General features: G+C 43.9%; 21 protein-coding genes. 14 read left to right on the plus strand and 7 right to left on the minus strand.

Annotated elements, in window-relative coordinates; genetic code table 11:
* Nucleotides 1-23 precede the first annotated feature (23 nt).
* The 10 genes from acpP to NEJAP_RS06955 all read left to right on the plus strand — a co-directional run bounded on the left by acpP (nt 24) and on the right by NEJAP_RS06955 (nt 8,444).
* Nucleotides 24-257, plus strand: a complete 234-nt coding sequence (gene acpP / locus NEJAP_RS06910) for an acyl carrier protein (RefSeq protein WP_028470078.1) — start codon at nt 24-26, stop codon at nt 255-257.
* A 108-nt stretch (nt 258-365) separates the two neighbouring features.
* Nucleotides 366-1,604: a beta-ketoacyl-ACP synthase II gene (gene fabF / locus NEJAP_RS06915; protein WP_201349916.1), complete on the plus strand. Its 1,239-nt coding sequence runs from the start codon at nt 366-368 to the stop codon at nt 1,602-1,604.
* A gap of 2 nt (nt 1,605-1,606) precedes the next feature.
* On the plus strand, nt 1,607-2,437 hold the full coding sequence (gene pabC, locus NEJAP_RS06920) for an aminodeoxychorismate lyase (protein WP_201349917.1): 831 nt from the start codon (nt 1,607-1,609) through the stop codon (nt 2,435-2,437).
* Entirely contained in the window at nt 2,434-3,471 is a 1,038-nt protein-coding gene (mltG, locus tag NEJAP_RS06925) for an endolytic transglycosylase MltG (protein WP_201349918.1), read from the plus strand. Before pabC ends, mltG begins: the two co-directional genes overlap by 4 nt.
* Entirely contained in the window at nt 3,471-4,109 is a 639-nt protein-coding gene (gene tmk / locus NEJAP_RS06930) for a dTMP kinase (protein ID WP_201349919.1), read from the plus strand. The genes mltG and tmk overlap by 1 nt, the downstream gene beginning before the upstream one ends.
* On the plus strand, nt 4,109-5,128 hold the full coding sequence (locus NEJAP_RS06935; protein ID WP_201349920.1) for a DNA polymerase III subunit delta': 1,020 nt from the start codon (nt 4,109-4,111) through the stop codon (nt 5,126-5,128). The genes tmk and NEJAP_RS06935 overlap by 1 nt, the downstream gene beginning before the upstream one ends.
* Before the next feature lie 21 nt (nt 5,129-5,149).
* Nucleotides 5,150-5,500: a PilZ domain-containing protein gene (locus NEJAP_RS06940; RefSeq protein ID WP_028470072.1), complete on the plus strand. Its 351-nt coding sequence runs from the start codon at nt 5,150-5,152 to the stop codon at nt 5,498-5,500.
* A gap of 11 nt (nt 5,501-5,511) precedes the next feature.
* Nucleotides 5,512-6,312, plus strand: a complete 801-nt coding sequence (locus tag NEJAP_RS06945; protein WP_201349921.1) for a TatD family hydrolase — start codon at nt 5,512-5,514, stop codon at nt 6,310-6,312.
* The gene (locus tag NEJAP_RS06950) at nt 6,312-7,211 is read left to right on the plus strand and encodes a radical SAM protein (RefSeq protein WP_201349922.1); all 900 of its coding nucleotides are present in this window, start codon (nt 6,312-6,314) and stop codon (nt 7,209-7,211) included. The genes NEJAP_RS06945 and NEJAP_RS06950 overlap by 1 nt, the downstream gene beginning before the upstream one ends.
* Nucleotides 7,212-7,343: 132 nt before the next feature.
* Nucleotides 7,344-8,444, plus strand: a complete 1,101-nt coding sequence (locus NEJAP_RS06955) for a malate dehydrogenase (protein ID WP_201349923.1) — start codon at nt 7,344-7,346, stop codon at nt 8,442-8,444.
* 90 nt (nt 8,445-8,534) lie between these two features.
* Here NEJAP_RS06955 and NEJAP_RS06960 read toward each other — a convergent pair whose 3' ends face one another.
* From NEJAP_RS06960 to NEJAP_RS06985, 6 genes are all read right to left on the minus strand, one after another.
* Nucleotides 8,535-9,047: a chemotaxis protein CheW gene (locus tag NEJAP_RS06960; protein WP_236591135.1), complete on the minus strand. Its 513-nt coding sequence runs from the start codon at nt 9,045-9,047 to the stop codon at nt 8,535-8,537.
* 161 nt (nt 9,048-9,208) lie between these two features.
* Nucleotides 9,209-9,532, minus strand: coding sequence for a TusE/DsrC/DsvC family sulfur relay protein (locus NEJAP_RS06965; RefSeq protein WP_236591098.1), 324 nt, complete (start codon nt 9,530-9,532; stop codon nt 9,209-9,211).
* 11 nt (nt 9,533-9,543) lie between these two features.
* Nucleotides 9,544-9,843 carry a sulfurtransferase complex subunit TusB gene (gene tusB / locus NEJAP_RS06970; protein WP_201349926.1) on the minus strand — a complete coding sequence of 100 codons (300 nt, stop codon included), beginning with the start codon at nt 9,841-9,843 and terminating at the stop codon, nt 9,544-9,546.
* Between the two features lie 2 nt (nt 9,844-9,845).
* Nucleotides 9,846-10,208, minus strand: coding sequence for a sulfurtransferase complex subunit TusC (gene tusC / locus NEJAP_RS06975; RefSeq protein WP_201349927.1), 363 nt, complete (start codon nt 10,206-10,208; stop codon nt 9,846-9,848).
* Between the two features lies 1 nt (nt 10,209).
* Nucleotides 10,210-10,602 (minus strand): sulfurtransferase complex subunit TusD, encoded by a 393-nt coding sequence (gene tusD / locus NEJAP_RS06980; RefSeq protein WP_201349928.1) that lies wholly within the window; start codon nt 10,600-10,602, stop codon nt 10,210-10,212.
* A gap of 75 nt (nt 10,603-10,677) precedes the next feature.
* On the minus strand, nt 10,678-11,358 hold the full coding sequence (locus NEJAP_RS06985; RefSeq protein WP_201349929.1) for a Bax inhibitor-1/YccA family protein: 681 nt from the start codon (nt 11,356-11,358) through the stop codon (nt 10,678-10,680).
* A 132-nt stretch (nt 11,359-11,490) separates the two neighbouring features.
* Between NEJAP_RS06985 and NEJAP_RS06990 the strand changes: the two genes are divergently transcribed.
* From NEJAP_RS06990 to NEJAP_RS07000, 3 genes are all read left to right on the plus strand, one after another.
* A complete protein-coding gene (locus NEJAP_RS06990; RefSeq protein WP_236591099.1) occupies nt 11,491-12,327 on the plus strand; it encodes a pseudouridine synthase in 837 nt (278 codons plus the stop codon).
* A gap of 155 nt (nt 12,328-12,482) precedes the next feature.
* Nucleotides 12,483-13,232, plus strand: a complete 750-nt coding sequence (gene mtnN / locus NEJAP_RS06995; RefSeq protein ID WP_201349930.1) for a 5'-methylthioadenosine/S-adenosylhomocysteine nucleosidase — start codon at nt 12,483-12,485, stop codon at nt 13,230-13,232.
* A 139-nt stretch (nt 13,233-13,371) separates the two neighbouring features.
* Nucleotides 13,372-14,550 (plus strand): pyridoxal-phosphate-dependent aminotransferase family protein, encoded by a 1,179-nt coding sequence (locus NEJAP_RS07000; protein ID WP_236591100.1) that lies wholly within the window; start codon nt 13,372-13,374, stop codon nt 14,548-14,550.
* Between the two features lie 93 nt (nt 14,551-14,643).
* Here the strand turns inward: NEJAP_RS07000 and NEJAP_RS07005 are convergent, their stop codons facing one another.
* Nucleotides 14,644-15,141: a TlpA disulfide reductase family protein gene (locus NEJAP_RS07005; protein ID WP_201349931.1), complete on the minus strand. Its 498-nt coding sequence runs from the start codon at nt 15,139-15,141 to the stop codon at nt 14,644-14,646.
* 372 nt (nt 15,142-15,513) lie between these two features.
* Between NEJAP_RS07005 and NEJAP_RS07010 the strand changes: the two genes are divergently transcribed.
* A complete protein-coding gene (locus tag NEJAP_RS07010; protein ID WP_201349932.1) occupies nt 15,514-16,383 on the plus strand; it encodes an NAD(P)-dependent oxidoreductase in 870 nt (289 codons plus the stop codon).
* Nucleotides 16,384-16,389: the final 6 nt, after the last annotated feature.

The raw sequence follows: 16,389 nt of genomic DNA on the forward strand, positions 1-16,389 counted from the left end.
TTGATAAAAAGATAGGAAGAGTTATGAGCAATATTGAAGAGCGCGTTAAAAAAATCATCGCTGAACAGCTGGGTGTTAAAGAAGAAGAAGTGATCAACGCAGCTTCTTTCGTAGAAGATTTAGGTGCTGACTCTCTCGACACTGTTGAGCTGGTAATGGCTCTTGAAGAAGAGTTTGAGACTGAAATTCCAGATGAAGAAGCTGAAAAGATTACGACTGTTCAGCTGGCAATCGATTACGTAAGCGCTCATCAGTAATCGAACCGTTTCTTGATCAAATTTTGATTAAAGCTTGATCGAAAAGCCGCATCTATATACGTAGAGTGCGGCTTTTCTATTTCTATAGATTTTAAATGGAGTGGCGCTATGTCTCGAAGAAGAGTGGTGGTTACCGGAATGGGTATGTTATCGCCGGTAGGTAACACTGTCCAAGACGCTTGGGATTCTATTCTCGCAGGTAAAAGTGGGGCTGCGTCTATTGAGCATTTTGATGCTTCTCAGTTTTCTACACGCTTCTCAGCTTCTATTAAGGGGTTCGATGTTGCTGAGTATATGAATCCTAAAGATGCGCGTAAAATGGATTTGTTCATCCAATACGGAATGGCTGCGGCTGCTCAGGCAATCAAAGACTCTGGTCTTGAAGTCACTGATGCTAATGCAGCGCGAATTGGCTGTGCTGTTGGTTCGGGTATTGGCGGACTGACGCTTATTGAAAGTACTCATAACATATTGCAAAAAAGTGGCCCAAGACGTATTTCTCCGTTTTTTGTGCCGGGTAGTATTATCAATATGATTTCGGGTAATCTTGCAATTAAGTATGGTCTAAAAGGCCCAAATATTGCTATTACAACTGCATGCACAACGGGCACGCATAATATTGGCTCAGCTATGCGCATGATCCAGTATGGTGATGCAGATGTTATGTTGGCTGGTGGTGCTGAAATGGCCACGACAGAATTAGGCTTGGGAGGTTTCGCTGCTGCGCGTGCCTTGTCAACGCGCAATGATGACCCGCAAAGAGCAAGCCGTCCTTGGGACCGTGATCGTGACGGTTTCGTTTTAGGTGATGGTGCTGGTGTGCTTGTTGTTGAAGAATATGAGCATGCTAAAGCACGTGGTGCACATATTTATTGTGAACTTGCTGGGCTTGGTATGAGTGATGATGCTCATCATATGACCGCGCCTCCTGCTACAGGGGAAGGTGCTGCTAACTCAATGGCTAATGCTATTCGTGATGCAGGGTTAAATGTTGATCAGGTTCACTATATTAATGCGCATGGCACATCAACGCCGGCGGGTGACTTAGCCGAAACGAATGCCGCTAAGCGGGTATTTGGTAATGCTACAGATGCCTTGCGAATGAGCTCAACAAAGTCAATGACGGGGCATTTGCTGGGTGCGGCGGGAGCGGTTGAAGCAATTTTCTCTATTTTAGCTATCAGAGATCAAGTTGCACCTCCGACGATAAACCTTGATAACCCTTCAGATGGGTGTGATTTGAACTATGTAGCTCATCAAGCTCAGCCATGTGTTATAGATGCTGCTGTATCTAATTCATTTGGTTTTGGCGGTACAAATGGCACATTAGTTTTTCGTAAAATCTGATAGTGCTTGATCTAATAAGGGTTAATGGCGCTGAGTCTCATGAATTAGCGGTCACAGATCGGGGCTTATGTTATGGCGATGGTTTATTTGAAACTATCAAAGTAATACAAAATAAGCCCTTATTATGGGGTGCGCATATAGCTCGCTTACAAGCGGGTTGTGGGCGTTTGGGAATTCCTATTAATGGGCTTGAAGAGCGCTTCAATGCAGACCTTAAAGCGCTTTTGTCCATTAATCCTTATCATACTGCAGTATTAAAGCTCACGGTAACTCGAGGTTCGGGTCCACGTGGCTACTGTCCACTCAAAGCTCCTAAGTTGACTACTATAACGGCATTGTCTGAAGCGGCTGATTTTATGCGTAAAGCGCATGATGGTGTCGAGCTTCGTTGGTGTAGTACTCCTTTATCGGTTAATCCATTGCTTGCGGGTATGAAACATCTGAACCGCCTAGAGCAAGTGCTTGCTAGGCAAGAGTGGGATAGCCCTCACATATCGGAAGGCCTGATGAGAGACCCTAGTGGGTATCTGGTCGAAGGAACTATGAGTAACCTCTTTTGGTGCAAGCAGGGGCAGATCTACACGCCTGAGTTGGACCGCTGTGGTGTTGCTGGTGTATTGCGCCAAACTATTATAGATATTGCAGCAGCACAGCTTAAACCTGTAAAAATTGGGCGCTTTACTGACATGGCACTAAGTGGTGCTGAAGAAGTATTTATTTGTAACTCGCTTATCGATATTTGGCCTGTGATTCAACTGGGTCGTAAAAGTTGGAATATTGGGCCGATTACTCAACAGCTACAAACCTTGCTGAAAAAGGAATATAACGTTTGAAACGGGTATTAGTTTTATTTTTTATTTTATTGTTATTAGGCGCAGCCACTATGGGGTGGTTGTGGCAGGATATGCATCGTTATATGAATGCGTCAATGAACCTAAAAAGCGATATTCCTTCTTTAATTGTCTCTAAGGGAACATCGTTTAACCGTTTGTTAAGCGATTTAGAAGATGATGGCGTGATTAATAAGCCTCTCTATTTTAAAGCTTATGCACGTATTAATAAGCTAGGTGTGAAAGTCAAAGCGGGCGAGTATCTTGTTGAGAAGAATTTAAGTCCAAATGAGTTGCTGCAAAAATTGGTGTCGGGCAAAGGTGTGCAGCATAGCTTTACGGTAATAGAAGGCACAACCTTTAAGCAGTTAAGAGCGCAGTTAGCGCAGCGTGCAGAGCTCATTAAGCAGACTTTGTCTGATAAAACCGATGTGGAAATACTAGCGGCTTTGGGGGCTAAAGAATCACACCCTGAAGGGCTTTTTTTAGCGGACACATTTCAGGTGGAGCGCAACTCTACCGATTTAGCTTTGCTTGCACGCAGTTATAACGCTCAGCAGCAGGTACTTAGCAAGCTTTGGGAAGCGCGTGATAAAAAGCTACCCTACAAAACGTCCTACGAAGCGCTGATTATGGCGTCTATCGTTGAAAAAGAAACAGCCGTAGCCGCTGAGCGACCTCTTATTGCAGGTGTGTTTATTAAGCGTTTAAAAATAGGCATGCGTTTACAAACAGATCCTACTGTTATCTACGGTATTGGCGATAAATATACAGGTAATATTACGCGCAAAGATTTGCGTAAACCTACCGCTTATAATACCTATACTATTAATGGCTTGCCGCCTACTCCAATAGCGATGGTTGGGCGTGAGGCTATTCAAGCCGCTCTAAACCCTAAAGTAGGAAAGTCTTTATATTTTGTTGCCAAGGGTGATGGTAGCCATCAGTTTTCGCCCTCGCTGAAGGCGCACAACAGGGCAGTGAGGCAGTACCAGTTAAGACGTAAACAACAATACCGTTCAACGCCGGAGAAGTGATGGATATCGCAAAAAAAGGTTGTTTTATTACCATCGAAGGCACAGAAGGTGTTGGTAAAAGCACTAATGTTGAGTTTATTCGCCAGTACTTGTCGAATAAAGGTATTGGTTTGCGCTTAACCCGTGAGCCGGGTGGAACACCACTTGCTGAAGAAATTCGGGAATTACTACTTCAGCCTAGAGATGAAAAAGTAAGTGATGATGCTGAAATTCTTTTAGTCTTTGCTGCCAGAGCACAGCATGTTGCTCAAGTGATTAAACCGTCGCTTGAGCAAGGGCTGTGGGTGCTTAGTGACCGCTTTACCGATGCAACCTTTGCATATCAGGGCGCAGGGCGCGGTATTAGCTGGAATCGAATACAGCAGCTTGAGCAATACGTGCTCGGGGATTTACGTCCAGACCTGACAGTTCTATTGGATTTACCTGTCGATGTTGGCATTGCCAGAGCAAAAGAGCGAGGCGCGTTGGATCGCTTTGAGCAGGAAAAACATGATTTCTTCGAGAAAGTCAGGCAAGGATATCATCATCGCTTAAGGGCTGAGCCTGATCGCTTTGCTTTAATTGATGCCTCTCAGTCTTTAGAAAATGTGCAGCAGCAAATTGCTGCGGCCTTGGCTGAAAAATTGGATATTAAGTAATGGAAATTAGTGATCGTTATCATTCACTCAATGCCGCTATTTATCCTTGGTTTGAGGAGCAGTGGCAAAGAGTATTGCGCTTGCATAATGATAATCACTTGCCGCATGCATTATTACTTAGTGGTATGCCGGGAATTGGTAAGGCGCGTTTAGCTGAGTCAATCGCGGGCTATGTTATGTGCCATCAACCTCAGACTAATTCTGCGTGTGGGCAATGCCGTAGTTGTGTTTTATTAAACTCAAGCGGGCATCCCGATTTATACTTTCTTCGCCCAGAAGAAAAAGGCAAGCCTATTAAAGTTGATCAAGTTCGGCAATTAACCGAATTTATGCACAATACTGCCCAGCAGGGTGGGTATCGTGTTGTCGTACTTGAGCCGGCGGAGTCTATGAATATTTCAGCCGCGAATGCGTTGTTGAAAACGCTGGAAGAGCCTGGTCGTGATACATTACTTATTTTGATTACTCACCAATTAGGGCAAGTGCTTCCTACAGTAAAAAGCAGGTGCCAGCGTTTAGATTGTCACCCTCCGGATGAAACTGTCGCTGTTGAGTGGTTGGTTGAAGCGCTTTCGGTTGAGTATCAGGAAGCGTTACAGTTGCTTAAAGTCGTGCATGGTGCACCGTTGGCGGGGGTCGATTTTAAACAGCAAGGGCATCAGGCACTGAGAGCTGATTTTCTGACGGCTTTAAGGGATATTCTTAGGCAGAGAAAATCGCCACCAGAAGTCGCTGGGCAATTTCTAAAAGCCGATCTAGACTTGTTGTTAGGGTGGTTGCAAGGTTTGCTTGCAGATATTACGCGTATACTATTAATGGGCAGTGATGAATTGGTCCGTAATAAGGATATGCAAAAAATGTTAAAGGGTGTTGCTAAAAACAGCACAAAGGATAAAATCTTTACGTTAGCTGATCTGATTCAATTTGAAAGGCTGGGCCTGCAGCGCAGACAAAACCCAAATAAGCAGCTATTGTTAGAACGTATACTCATAGATTGGTCTGCACTCGTGCGAACCTAGAGAAGGAGTTCTCAAGATACAATGTCAGTTGTTCCGCGCATAAGCCACGGCATATTGTCTCTTAATATAGAGACCAAAGAAGATCTGTATAAGGCTTACATGCCTTTTGTTGCTAATGGTGGCATATTTATCCCCACAGCTCGCTCATATCAGCTTGGTGAGGAGGTGTTTATGCTTCTTACTCTAATGGATGATCCTGATAAGATACCGGTGACGGGTAAAGTTATCTGGGTTACACCTAAGGCGCCGCAAGGTGGTAAAAAGCCGGGTATTGGTATTCAGCTCTCCCCTGAAGATACGACACTTGTTCAGAAAATCGAGACTCATTTGGCTGGAGCTCTTAACTCCGGTCGTCCAACTAACACTCTTTAATTTGTATTCTTATGTTCATTGATTCTCATTGTCACCTCGACAAGTTAGACCTGTCCCCATACGATAATAACTTCTCAGCCATGTTGGCCGCTGCTTTTGAAAGAGATATTTCACGCTTACTATGTGTCTCTATTGATATTGAGCAGTTTGAAGGAATGTATAAACTAATAGAAGATCAAGCAAAGATTTTTGCCTCTTTTGGCGTTCATCCACTTCATGTTGAAGATGAGGCTGGGGTGATTTCGGTTCAAGGTTTACTTGATAAAACAAAGCAGCACTCCAAAATTGTCGCTATTGGTGAAACCGGACTAGATTATTTTTATCAGACCGAGACAAAAGCACTGCAACAGCAAAGCTTTATTAATCATTTACAAGCGGCGGCTCAATTAGCCTTGCCCGTTATCGTGCATACGCGAGATGCGCGTGAAGACACGCTGGCACTTATTAACGCACATGGAGGAGATGCTGGGGGGGTATTGCATTGCTTTACCGAATCTCTTGAAATGGCAAAAGCCGCGTTAGATATGAACTATTTAATTTCGTTTTCTGGCATTGTCACTTTTCGTAATGCTCAAGAGTTGCGTGACGTCGTTAAAGCCATCCCGTTAGAAAAAATTCTGATAGAAACTGATGCACCTTATCTTGCACCGATTCCCCACAGAGGTAAGAAAAATGAACCTAAATATGTGGTTGAAGTTGCTCAGTGTATCGCCGATATCAAAGGGGTTTCATTAGAGAAGGTTGCTCAAGTATCCACTGAAAATTTCTATCAACTGTTTTCAAAAGCTGCTGAACTGGATGGTTTGAAATAATGTGGACGATGCCGCCGGTTGATTACATAGAGCCGTTGTTTCGACCGCCCAGTGAGGCGCATTCTCTTATCTTGCAGGTCACCAATGGTTGTAGTTGGAATCGTTGTGTCTATTGTGAGATGTACACGCAGCCGCAGAAAAAGTTCAAACCAAAATCAGAAAAAGAAATACTGGCAGAAATTCAGCGTTGCGGTGAGCAGCTGCCGAATACGCGTCGAATTTTTCTGGCAGATGGTGATGCAATGGCGCTTTCCTTTAGGCGCTTAAAAAGCATTCTAGAAGCGATTAAGCAGCACCTACCTAAGGTGTCTCGTATAACGGCTTATTGTTTGCCCAGTAATGTGAAGAAAAAGACAGTTGAAGAGCTAACAGAGCTAAAATCTCTCGGACTATCGATGCTTTATATCGGTGTTGAAACCGGTGATGATGAGCTACTTACGCTAATTGATAAAGGTGAAACCTACCAGTCTACCTATGATGGCTTAATAAAATTGCAAGCAGCCGGTATTAAGCGCTCGGTCATGGTGATTAATGGTTTAGGTGGGCAGTTGTATAGCGAACAGCATGCACGTGAAACAGCGCGGTTAATGAATGCTACACAACCTGAATATTTAGCGAGCCTAGTGCTGTTCTTTTCTAACGGCGACCAGCGTTACCGAGAAGCCTTTAATGACAAGTATTATGGTATGAATGATATTCAGCTATTTGAGGAAATGCAGCAGTTTGTAGGGGCGCTAGACTTACATAAAACTATCTTCAGAAGTGATCATGCATCTAATGTACTGGTGTTAAAAGGGGTATTAGGTGCTGATAAAACACGCTTGCTAGACCAACTAAACGCGGCAGTTGCTGGTGAGTCATCTGTCTTTTTACGACACTCTAGCGACAGAAGTCTCTAGTTTCGTACTTCTTTGGTACTTTTCTTTGGTGCTTTCTTTTTTGTCCTGTTTTGGTGTGCTATAAACTTTAGTAGTAATTGTTATAAAAACACACGCTATTATAAAAAAAACCACATCAGCAGGAATATTCATATGAGACGTCCCGTTCGAATTGCCGTTACTGGTGCCGCTGGCGCAATTAGCTATAGCCTTTTATTTAAAATTGCCGCTGGTGAGATGATGGGTAAAGACCAGCCAGTTATATTACAGCTTATAGAGTTGCCTCATGCGATGGAGTCCCTTCGCGGCGTAGCAATGGAGCTGGAAGATTGTGCTTACCCTTTGCTACATACTATTACATTGCATGATAACGTTGAAGATGGCTTCAAGAGCGCACATTATGCGTTGTTAGTTGGCGCTAGACCACGTGGCCCAGGTATGGAGCGTAGTGATCTTTTAGAGGTCAATGCAGAAATCTTCGCTCGCCAAGGTAAAGCACTAAACGACTATGCTAACCGAGATGTAAAAGTACTGGTTACGGGTAACCCAGCTAATACCAATGCGTTGATCGCTAGCCGTAATGCGCCTGATTTAAGCCCTTCACAATTCACCTGCCTAACACGCCTTGATCACAACCGTGCTAAAGGTATTCTTGCTAGCCAGTCCGGTGCTACTGCGCGAGATATTAACGGCATTATTATTTGGGGGAACCATTCGCCTACGCAATATCCAGACCTGCACCATGCGACTATCTTGGGTGAACCTGCGTTATCGCAAATTGATTTTAACTGGTATAACGATGTGTTCATTCCACAAATTCAACAACGTGGTGGAGAGATTATTCAGGCGCGTGGTTTATCCAGCGCCGCTTCTGCAGCACAGGCTATCGTCAATCAAATGCATGATTGGGTTCTGGGTACGGAGCCGGGTGAAATTGTCAGCATGGGGATTCTTAGTGATGGCAGCTATGGCATTGCTAAAGGTATTTTTTATTCATACCCAGTACGTTGTAACTATGGCCGTTACCAGATTGTGCAAGGCATCGAGATCAACGACTATAGTAGAGGCCGTCTGAGTACAACTGAGAAAGAGCTGTTAGAAGAAAGGTCTGTGATTGACCATCTGTTGCCTAAAGAGACAGAGGCATCGCATCTTAACTTGTCGATTTGTTTACGTTCAGGTGTGACCTTGTATGCCGATGGTACAGGCCCGGATCAAAACAGTAAGTTCATGACAACAAATCGCGTCATGTAAGTTTATTGAGCAGAATAAAAAAGCCTCTGTTCGTTAACAGAGGCTTTTTTATATGTGTTGAGAAGTGCTTAATGATACTGCTATGGCAGTTTAATGCGGTTCATCTTCAGTGTCTGGAGTAATACTGACCATCATTTTATTAATATCCAACAAAATGGTTAGAAGGCCGTTATAGTAACAAACGCCCTGAACAAAGCGTCTGCTGGATTCATCTCCTGTAATATTGGGTGCTCGCTCAATATCATCTTGAGGGATGTTGATTACTTCATCAACACTATCAACAACAAGACCAACGACTTCTTGCTCATTGTAATCAACCATAATAATACGTGTATTATCGTCGATTTCGGTAAGCGGCATTTTAAAGAGTCGGCGTGTATCTAATACAGTAGCAACATTACCACGTAAGTTGATAATGCCTAATATATAGTGCTCGGCGCCAGGGACAGGTGTCATATCAGAATAACGAAGGACTTCTTTTACCTTCATAACATCAATGCCATAAAGCTCTTTATTAACTTTAAAGGTAGCCCATTGATGGTAAATAATTTCTTCTTGATTGGCTCGTTTGGCGCGCTCTTTCTTGTCCTTATTGGACTGCATGCCTTCGAGCGATTTTAGTTGGTCTGATTCAGCTTGTAAGCTCATGTTGATCTGTCCACTTATAATGACTGCTTAGCGTAAAAATAATGGTTTAAACATAGATTTGTGTATAGGTTTTAGCATAGCGTAGATTTTTGATAAGTGTACTTTCTTGCAGGTTTTTATAAACAATTAGTCGGTTTTGGTAACCCAGCAAGTTTAGCTGCTTGCTTTGCCGGGCTATCAGGAAAGAGCTTCATGAGGTGCATACTTTTCCCTTTGCTTGGACCTAATGCAAGCCCAACTGCTTTTACCAATGGACGCATGGCGGGAGATAATTCGTATTGCTGATAAAAATCACGAATAACCTGAATAATCTCCCAATGAGCGTCGGTCAGGTGGATGCTTTCTTCAATGGCAAGGTAGCTAGCTACAGCATCTGACCACTCCTCTAAATTGAGGAGGTAGCCTTCGTCATCCAGTTCTACTGTGTGTCCTTCAATCATGATTTGTCGCATCAGAACCAACTCACAGTTTTAGAATGCTGGCATGCTAACTCAACAAACTGTTGGTCATCTACAGCGCTGATTTTGTTGTTATCAGCCAATATGAGGCCGCGAGCCTGTAGATCAGCCGATAAAAAACTGATGTCGATCTCTTCTAATGTGCTTAGTTGCTGAGCAATAATGGTATGCGTGGCAGCGTATACGCCATTCTCAATGATGAGTAGTGTATCGCCAGGCAGCAAAGCGGCTATGCAAGAGTGCCATAGCGCGGCGTTAGAAGGAGGCTTGTTGATGGTATGTAGTGTCGTCATATTCAAAATCTCAGTACAACATCGTGGTCACGAATCATCAAGGCAATATCTGCCTCGTTTACCCACTCAGCAGGTATGACTAGCTGGTCCAGTGTGATTTTCTGCTCTTCTGCCGCCAGCGTTTCAATATAGATATTTTCAATATCGTACATAGGTAGGGCTGAGCAAATACTGGCTAGATTTTTTTGTTGAATCTGTTGTGGCTGCTGAGACTTTAACAATAAAGCTGGCGCATCTTGCATTAGCAGTAGAGAGACAGGCAGGCCAAAAGCCGCGGCTGTTAGTGCAACATCTAATGCCTCTTTGGCGTGAGCATCGCCGTAAGGTGCGCGCGAAAGAATGAGCAAAATATTCTTCTGTTGCATGCTAGGCTCCAAAAGTGACAAGGCGATCAGAAGTGATAGCCGCTTCGCTGAGCTGCCCTAAACCTGATAACTCATAAGGGGCTTGGCTGTTAAAAGAGCTTTTCTCATGGCGTTTTGCTTCAGCTTCATCCATCACGCCACGCTTTAAGGCCGCTGCAATACAGACGACAAGATCAAGCTTGTGTGCTTGAGCTAGCTCTTTCCAAAGTTGGTGTATGTTTTGCTCATCTCGTGGTGGTGCACTTAACATCGACGCTGTATGTACACTTTCGCCATAGAAGAAGATGCGATGTATCTGGTGTCCTGCTTTGAGTGCGCTGTCGGCAAAGCGGTAAGCTGTATGTGCTGACTGGCTATTATGAGCAGAACCATAAATAAGAATGGAAAAAAGCATGAGGAATCCGTACAAAGAAAAACGCCCCGTTATCTTAGCAAAGAAAACGAGGCGTGTGATGTAGTGATGCGAGTATTAGTCGTCGCTTAAAAAGCCCGTCAACGCGAGTAGATGAATAAATAGGTTGTAGATATTCAGATACAAGCTTGTTGTTGCCATGATGTAGTTTGTGTAGGTGCCGTTAACGATGTTGCTGGTGTCGTACAAAATAAAGCCAGCCATTAACAGAACAACCAATGCCGATAGCGCTAGGTGGAAACCACCAACATTCACGCCAAACATCGGCAGAATGAACATAGCAACCATAGCAATGATAGCGACCATCATGCCTGCAGATAAGAAGCCACCCATGAAGCTAAAGTCTTTACGGCTAGTCAAAACATAAGCAGACAAGCCAACAAATGTCAGAGCTGTCATGCCCATTGCTGTCATGATGATCTCGCCACCATTAGGCAGGCCAAGGTATTGATTAAGAATTGGACCTAAGCCAAAACCCAATAAACCAGTAAAACCAAATACAAGCGGTAAAGCAGCAGCACTATTTTGTTTTTTATGCAAAATAAACAGCAAAACAAAACTAGTAATAACGCTTCCCAAATACATAATAAAAGGAGGGTTAATCGCCATGGAAATACCGGCAGTTACTGCACTGAAGACTAACGTCATGGACAGTAGCATGTAGGTATTGCGAATTACCTTGTTCGTTTGCAGAACGGATTGTTCTGAGCGTGTGCCAATCGAATGTGCGTTACTCATGTTTTCCCCGGAAGTTCATATTGTTAACTAATAGCTATAATGGCTACTTCTGTGGTCATTTCAAGTGTTATGACCCTATTCTGCGATAAAGATTCCAAGTAAAATGCCGATTCATCTGATTTATCGCCTGGAATGATTAATACCCTTATGCCTTATCTGGATATCCTTTATCAGGATGACGACCTCATTGCTGTTCATAAACCTGCTGGATTATTGGTTCATCCAAGCTGGATAGCGCCTAAAAACACCCCAAATCTGGTTTACTCGTTGAAAACCTATTTTAGAGGTGCGCCTGTTCATACGATTCACCGTTTGGACCGTGCAACTTCAGGCGTGATTGTGTTTGCCAAAAACAAGCTGATGGCACAAAAGATGAATAGCTTGTTTGCTGAGCGAAAGGTTAAAAAAACCTACTTGTGTGTCACACGAGGATTTACACCTGAAGAAGGTGTGATCGATTACGCGCTAAAGCCCATTCACGATAAAATGGCTGATCCGTTGGCTGACCCGGACAAACCAGCAAAAGAAGCGGTATCTGCTTACCGCCGTTTAGGCACGGTCGAATTACCGATCGCTGTTGGTAAGTATCCTTGTGCTCGTTACTCCTTAGTAGAGGTTAAACCACAGACAGGGCGTAAGCATCAAATTCGTCGCCATATGAAGCATCTACTGCACCCACTAATTGGTGATACTAATTATGGTGAAGGGCGGCATAATCGTCTTTTTCGAGAGCATTTTGAAACACGCCGGATGTTATTGATGGCTACTGAACTCACTTTTGAGCATCCAGGTAGTGGCGAAATACTAACGATTAAGGCGCCGGTCACACGTAAAGTTGCAAACTTATTTGATCGGCTCGGGTGGCAAGGTCTTTATCCAGAGCAAAAATCTAAACAATCGCTGGAAACAGTAGAAGCCTTAGCCGGTGAAATGGATGAATTAGATGCAGCTTGTACTAGTGAAGATTAATTAAATTCATACAGTAGAAGTAAGTACTTTGGTTTGATTGAAGTTAATGCTTTTTATAGACATATTCAGTTTGTACAAACTGTTAAATTGCGTATCCTGTAGGCTGAATTTTCAGAAGAAAATTACTCCATTTTATTAAAGGACAGTTAGGTTCAATGATTAAGCAGCGGTCACTGAGTGACATTATTAAAAACAACAAAAAAATTAAAGTTGGTATCATTGGTGCGATGGATCAAGAAGTAGATATTCTTCGAGATCGTTTAGAAGATCGCGAGCAACATTTGATTGCTGGTTATGATTTTTATACAGGCTCATTGGCGGGTCTAGACGTTGTTTTACTCAAGTCGGGTATTGGTAAGGTCAATGCTGCGGTGAGTACTGCCTTGTTGTTACATGAATTTAATCCTGATTGTATTATTAACACAGGATCGGCGGGTGGTTTTGACCCCGAACTAAATGTTGGTGATATCGTGATCTCCTCTGAAGTGCGTCACCATGATGTAGACGTCACTATTTTTGGTTATGAGCCTGGTCAAGTGCCAGGCTTGCCTGCAGCGTTTGAACCCGACGTGACATTGGCACGAATGGCTGAACAATCGATAGAGCGCTTGCAAGGTATGCGCACTGTTCATGGCTTGATTGCTACAGGTGATAGCTTCATGAATGACCCTGTGCGAGTAGAGCATACACGTACGGTGTTTCCTGCAATGAAAGCGGTTGAAATGGAGGCGGCTGCTATCGCTCAAACCTGCCATCAATTTGCAACGCCTTTTATTGTGATTCGAGCGCTATCAGATATCGCCGGTAAAGAGTCACATCTGTCTTTTGATCAGTTTCTTGATACCGCGGCGATACACTCCGCCGATATGGTTGTTGAGATTGTTCGTGCACTGGCTAAACTCTAACGTGAAAGCTGGCTCTACAAGGCTGGCTTTGCAAAGGTTACCTTTGTGCAACTAGATTTATATCGAACCAGTTTTCTGAATGAGTTTAGATAATTTTACAAACAAGTTTTCCGAGAAGTTTACATAAAAGAGAGTTCCTATGATTAAGTCGTTTCATCCACCGCAAAGAATTTTAATGGGCCCTGGCCCTTCAGATGTAAGCCCTCGTGTTTTAGAGGCGATGGCTCGCCCAACGATTGGCCATCTGGACCCTGCTTTTGTACAGATGATGGATGAACTTAAAGGGCTGCTAAAAGCAGCCTTTAAGACTGACAATGAACTCACCATGCCTGTTTCCGCCCCAGGTTCTGCCGGAATGGAGGCATGCTTTGTAAACCTAGTTGAGCCTGGTGAAAAAGTGATTGTCTGCCAGAACGGTGTTTTTGGCGGCCGCATGAAAGAAAATGTAGAGCGCTTTGGTGGCGAAGCAATATTGGTATCAGATGACTGGGGCACGCCGGTTAGTGTCGATAAAGTAAAAGCCGCTTTTGAAGCACACCCTGATGCTAAAATTTTAGCCTTTGTACATGCTGAAACATCAACAGGTGTTCGCTCTGATGCGCAGGCTCTGTGTAAACTCGCTCAGGAATATGGCGCACTCACCATCGTTGATGCGGTAACGTCGCTAGGTGGTACTGAATTAGAAGTCGATGCATGGGGTATTGATGCTATCTACTCGGGAACACAAAAATGCTTGTCGTGCCCACCAGGGATCTCGCCGGTAAGCTTTGGCCCTAAAGCGGTAGCCAAAGTACAAGCACGTGAATCAAGCGTACCTAGCTGGTTCCTCGATAAAAAATTGGTGATGGGTTACTGGGGTGGCGAAGGTAAGCGTGCTTATCACCACACGGCACCAGTTAACTCGCTTTATGCACTGCACGAAGCTCTTGTCATGCTGCAAGAAGAGGGCTTAGAAAACGCTCAAGAACGTCACGATCACCACCACCAAGCGCTTAAAGCCGGCTTAGAAGCGATGGGTATTCAATTCTTAGTAGAAGAAGCCTACCGTTTACCGCAATTGAATACTGTTATTGTGCCAGAAGGCGTTGATGAAGCGGCAGTGCGTAGTGCATTGCTGAATAACTACGGCTTAGAAATCGGCGCTGGTTTAGGCGCATTGGCTGGTAAAGTATGGCGTATCGGTTTGATGGGTGCTGCGTGTAACCGTCGTAACGTAACGCTATGTTTGTCTGCACTAGAAAGCACATTGGTACAGATGGGCGCACCGGTTAATGCCGGTAAAGCATTGGTAGCAGCAGAAGCCTTTTACAAAGGCTAATTGATTCACGATAAGTGTATTAGTTGAATAATAAAAAGCCGCTATAAGTTTTCTTGTAGCGGCTTTTTCATGTGTTTTATTTGGGTAAGTTACTTAGTCTTTGTTGATTTTAGCCAGCTCTGCTTCAATCAGTTTCGTTTGAGCGGGTTCTAACCACTCGCGTCCACCCATAAAGGTCATTACGCTACGACCTTCTTCATTTAATAGAAAGCTCATCGGTAAGCCTCTGATACCTAATGCCATAAAAGAGACGCCACGCTTATCTAGTATGATAGGGAAGGTTAGATCTCGTTCTAGTAAAAATGCTTCAACCGCTTCTGTATCTTCACCGGCATTGATGGCAACAACTTCAAAACCTTGGTCTTTGTATTTTTGTCGTAAAAGCTCCATTGAGGGCATCTCTTTTACACAAGGCGGACACCATGTTGCCCAAAAGTTAAGCAAAACAACTTTGCCACGAAACTCGCTTATGTTGACTTCACGGCCTTCAAGATTCGGGAAGCTCAGCTTGCTAAACATCATGCTGTCATCTGCAAATGTTGGGCTGGAGATAAGAAAAAAGAAGCTAATCAGTAGTCTGCGTAAAAGCATGTAGTATCTCCAGTGAAGCGGGCTAATAAGAAAGTAGAGCACTTAACGTAATAATTGGTTCAATCAATAGCATCTGTTTGATGCTTTATATCCAAGGTTTTGTGGTTTTATACTGATACATTAAAAAATACCAGAGCAAGTGACCTGTGTTGCATATCTGTATATGTTTTTTTGTATCGAACTGCATCTGTAATGATTGCAGTTTTCTGGTTAATCTCTTCCCATGCTTTTTATCGTGCCATTTTAGCTACGTAAAATCAGAGCTGTGTTTATCAGCTTTGCTATGTGTTGTTCTGGCTTAAAAAACGGCATTATGGCATAAACAAGCTTAACAAAAGACGATGGGTTACATCAGACCAATAAGGAAAAGAGATGAAATTAGCATTTATCGGCTTGGGAACAATGGGATTTCCAATGGCAGGGCACCTACAGAATAAGGGGCACGAGGTTACTGTTTATAACCGCACAGTGGCAAAAGCTGAACAATGGGTAGCAACCTATGGTGGTGCTATGGCACTTACGCCTGCTTTAGCTGCTAATGGTGCTGATATCGTTATTACTTGTGTCGGTAATGATAATGACTTGCGCGAAGTAACCCTGGGTACTGATGGTGTTTTATCGGCGATGGCATCGGGCACATTGTTGGTCGACCATACTACGGCGTCTGCAGAAGTGGCGCGTGAGTTAAGTCAGGTAGCGACAGAGCAAGGTGTTGGTTTTCTGGATGCGCCGGTATCTGGTGGGCAAGCCGGTGCTGAAAATGGCGCGTTAAGTGTGATGGTGGGGGGTGACCAAGCCTCTTATGATCGTGCTGAGCCAGTCATGCAGGCGTATGGAAAATCGATTCGTTTGTTAGGCGAAGCCGGCAGTGGCCAGCTAGCTAAAATGGTTAACCAGATATGTATTGCCGGTGTCGTGCAAGGCTTGTCTGAAGCCGTGCATTTTGCAAAACAAGCAGGCCTTGATGGTGAGCAAGTCTTTGATGTGATTCAGCATGGCGCGGCGGGTTCTTGGCAGATGATCAATCGTCATAAAACCATGATTGATGATGTGTTTGATTATGGCTTTGCGGTTGATTGGATGCGTAAGGATTTGGGTATCACATTAGATGAAGCTCGCCGTAATGGTGCGCAATTGCCGGTAACGGCTCTGGTCGACCAGTTTTATGCAGAAGTGCAGCGTATGGGAGGTGGGCGCTGGGATACCTCTAGTTTGGTAAAACGGTTTGATGCAGATCAATAAATTGCT

Origin of the sequence: Neptunomonas japonica JAMM 1380 (assembly GCF_016592555.1) — a bacterium.
In the GTDB taxonomy this organism is placed as follows: Bacteria; Pseudomonadota; Gammaproteobacteria; order Pseudomonadales; family Balneatricaceae; genus Neptunomonas; species Neptunomonas japonica_A.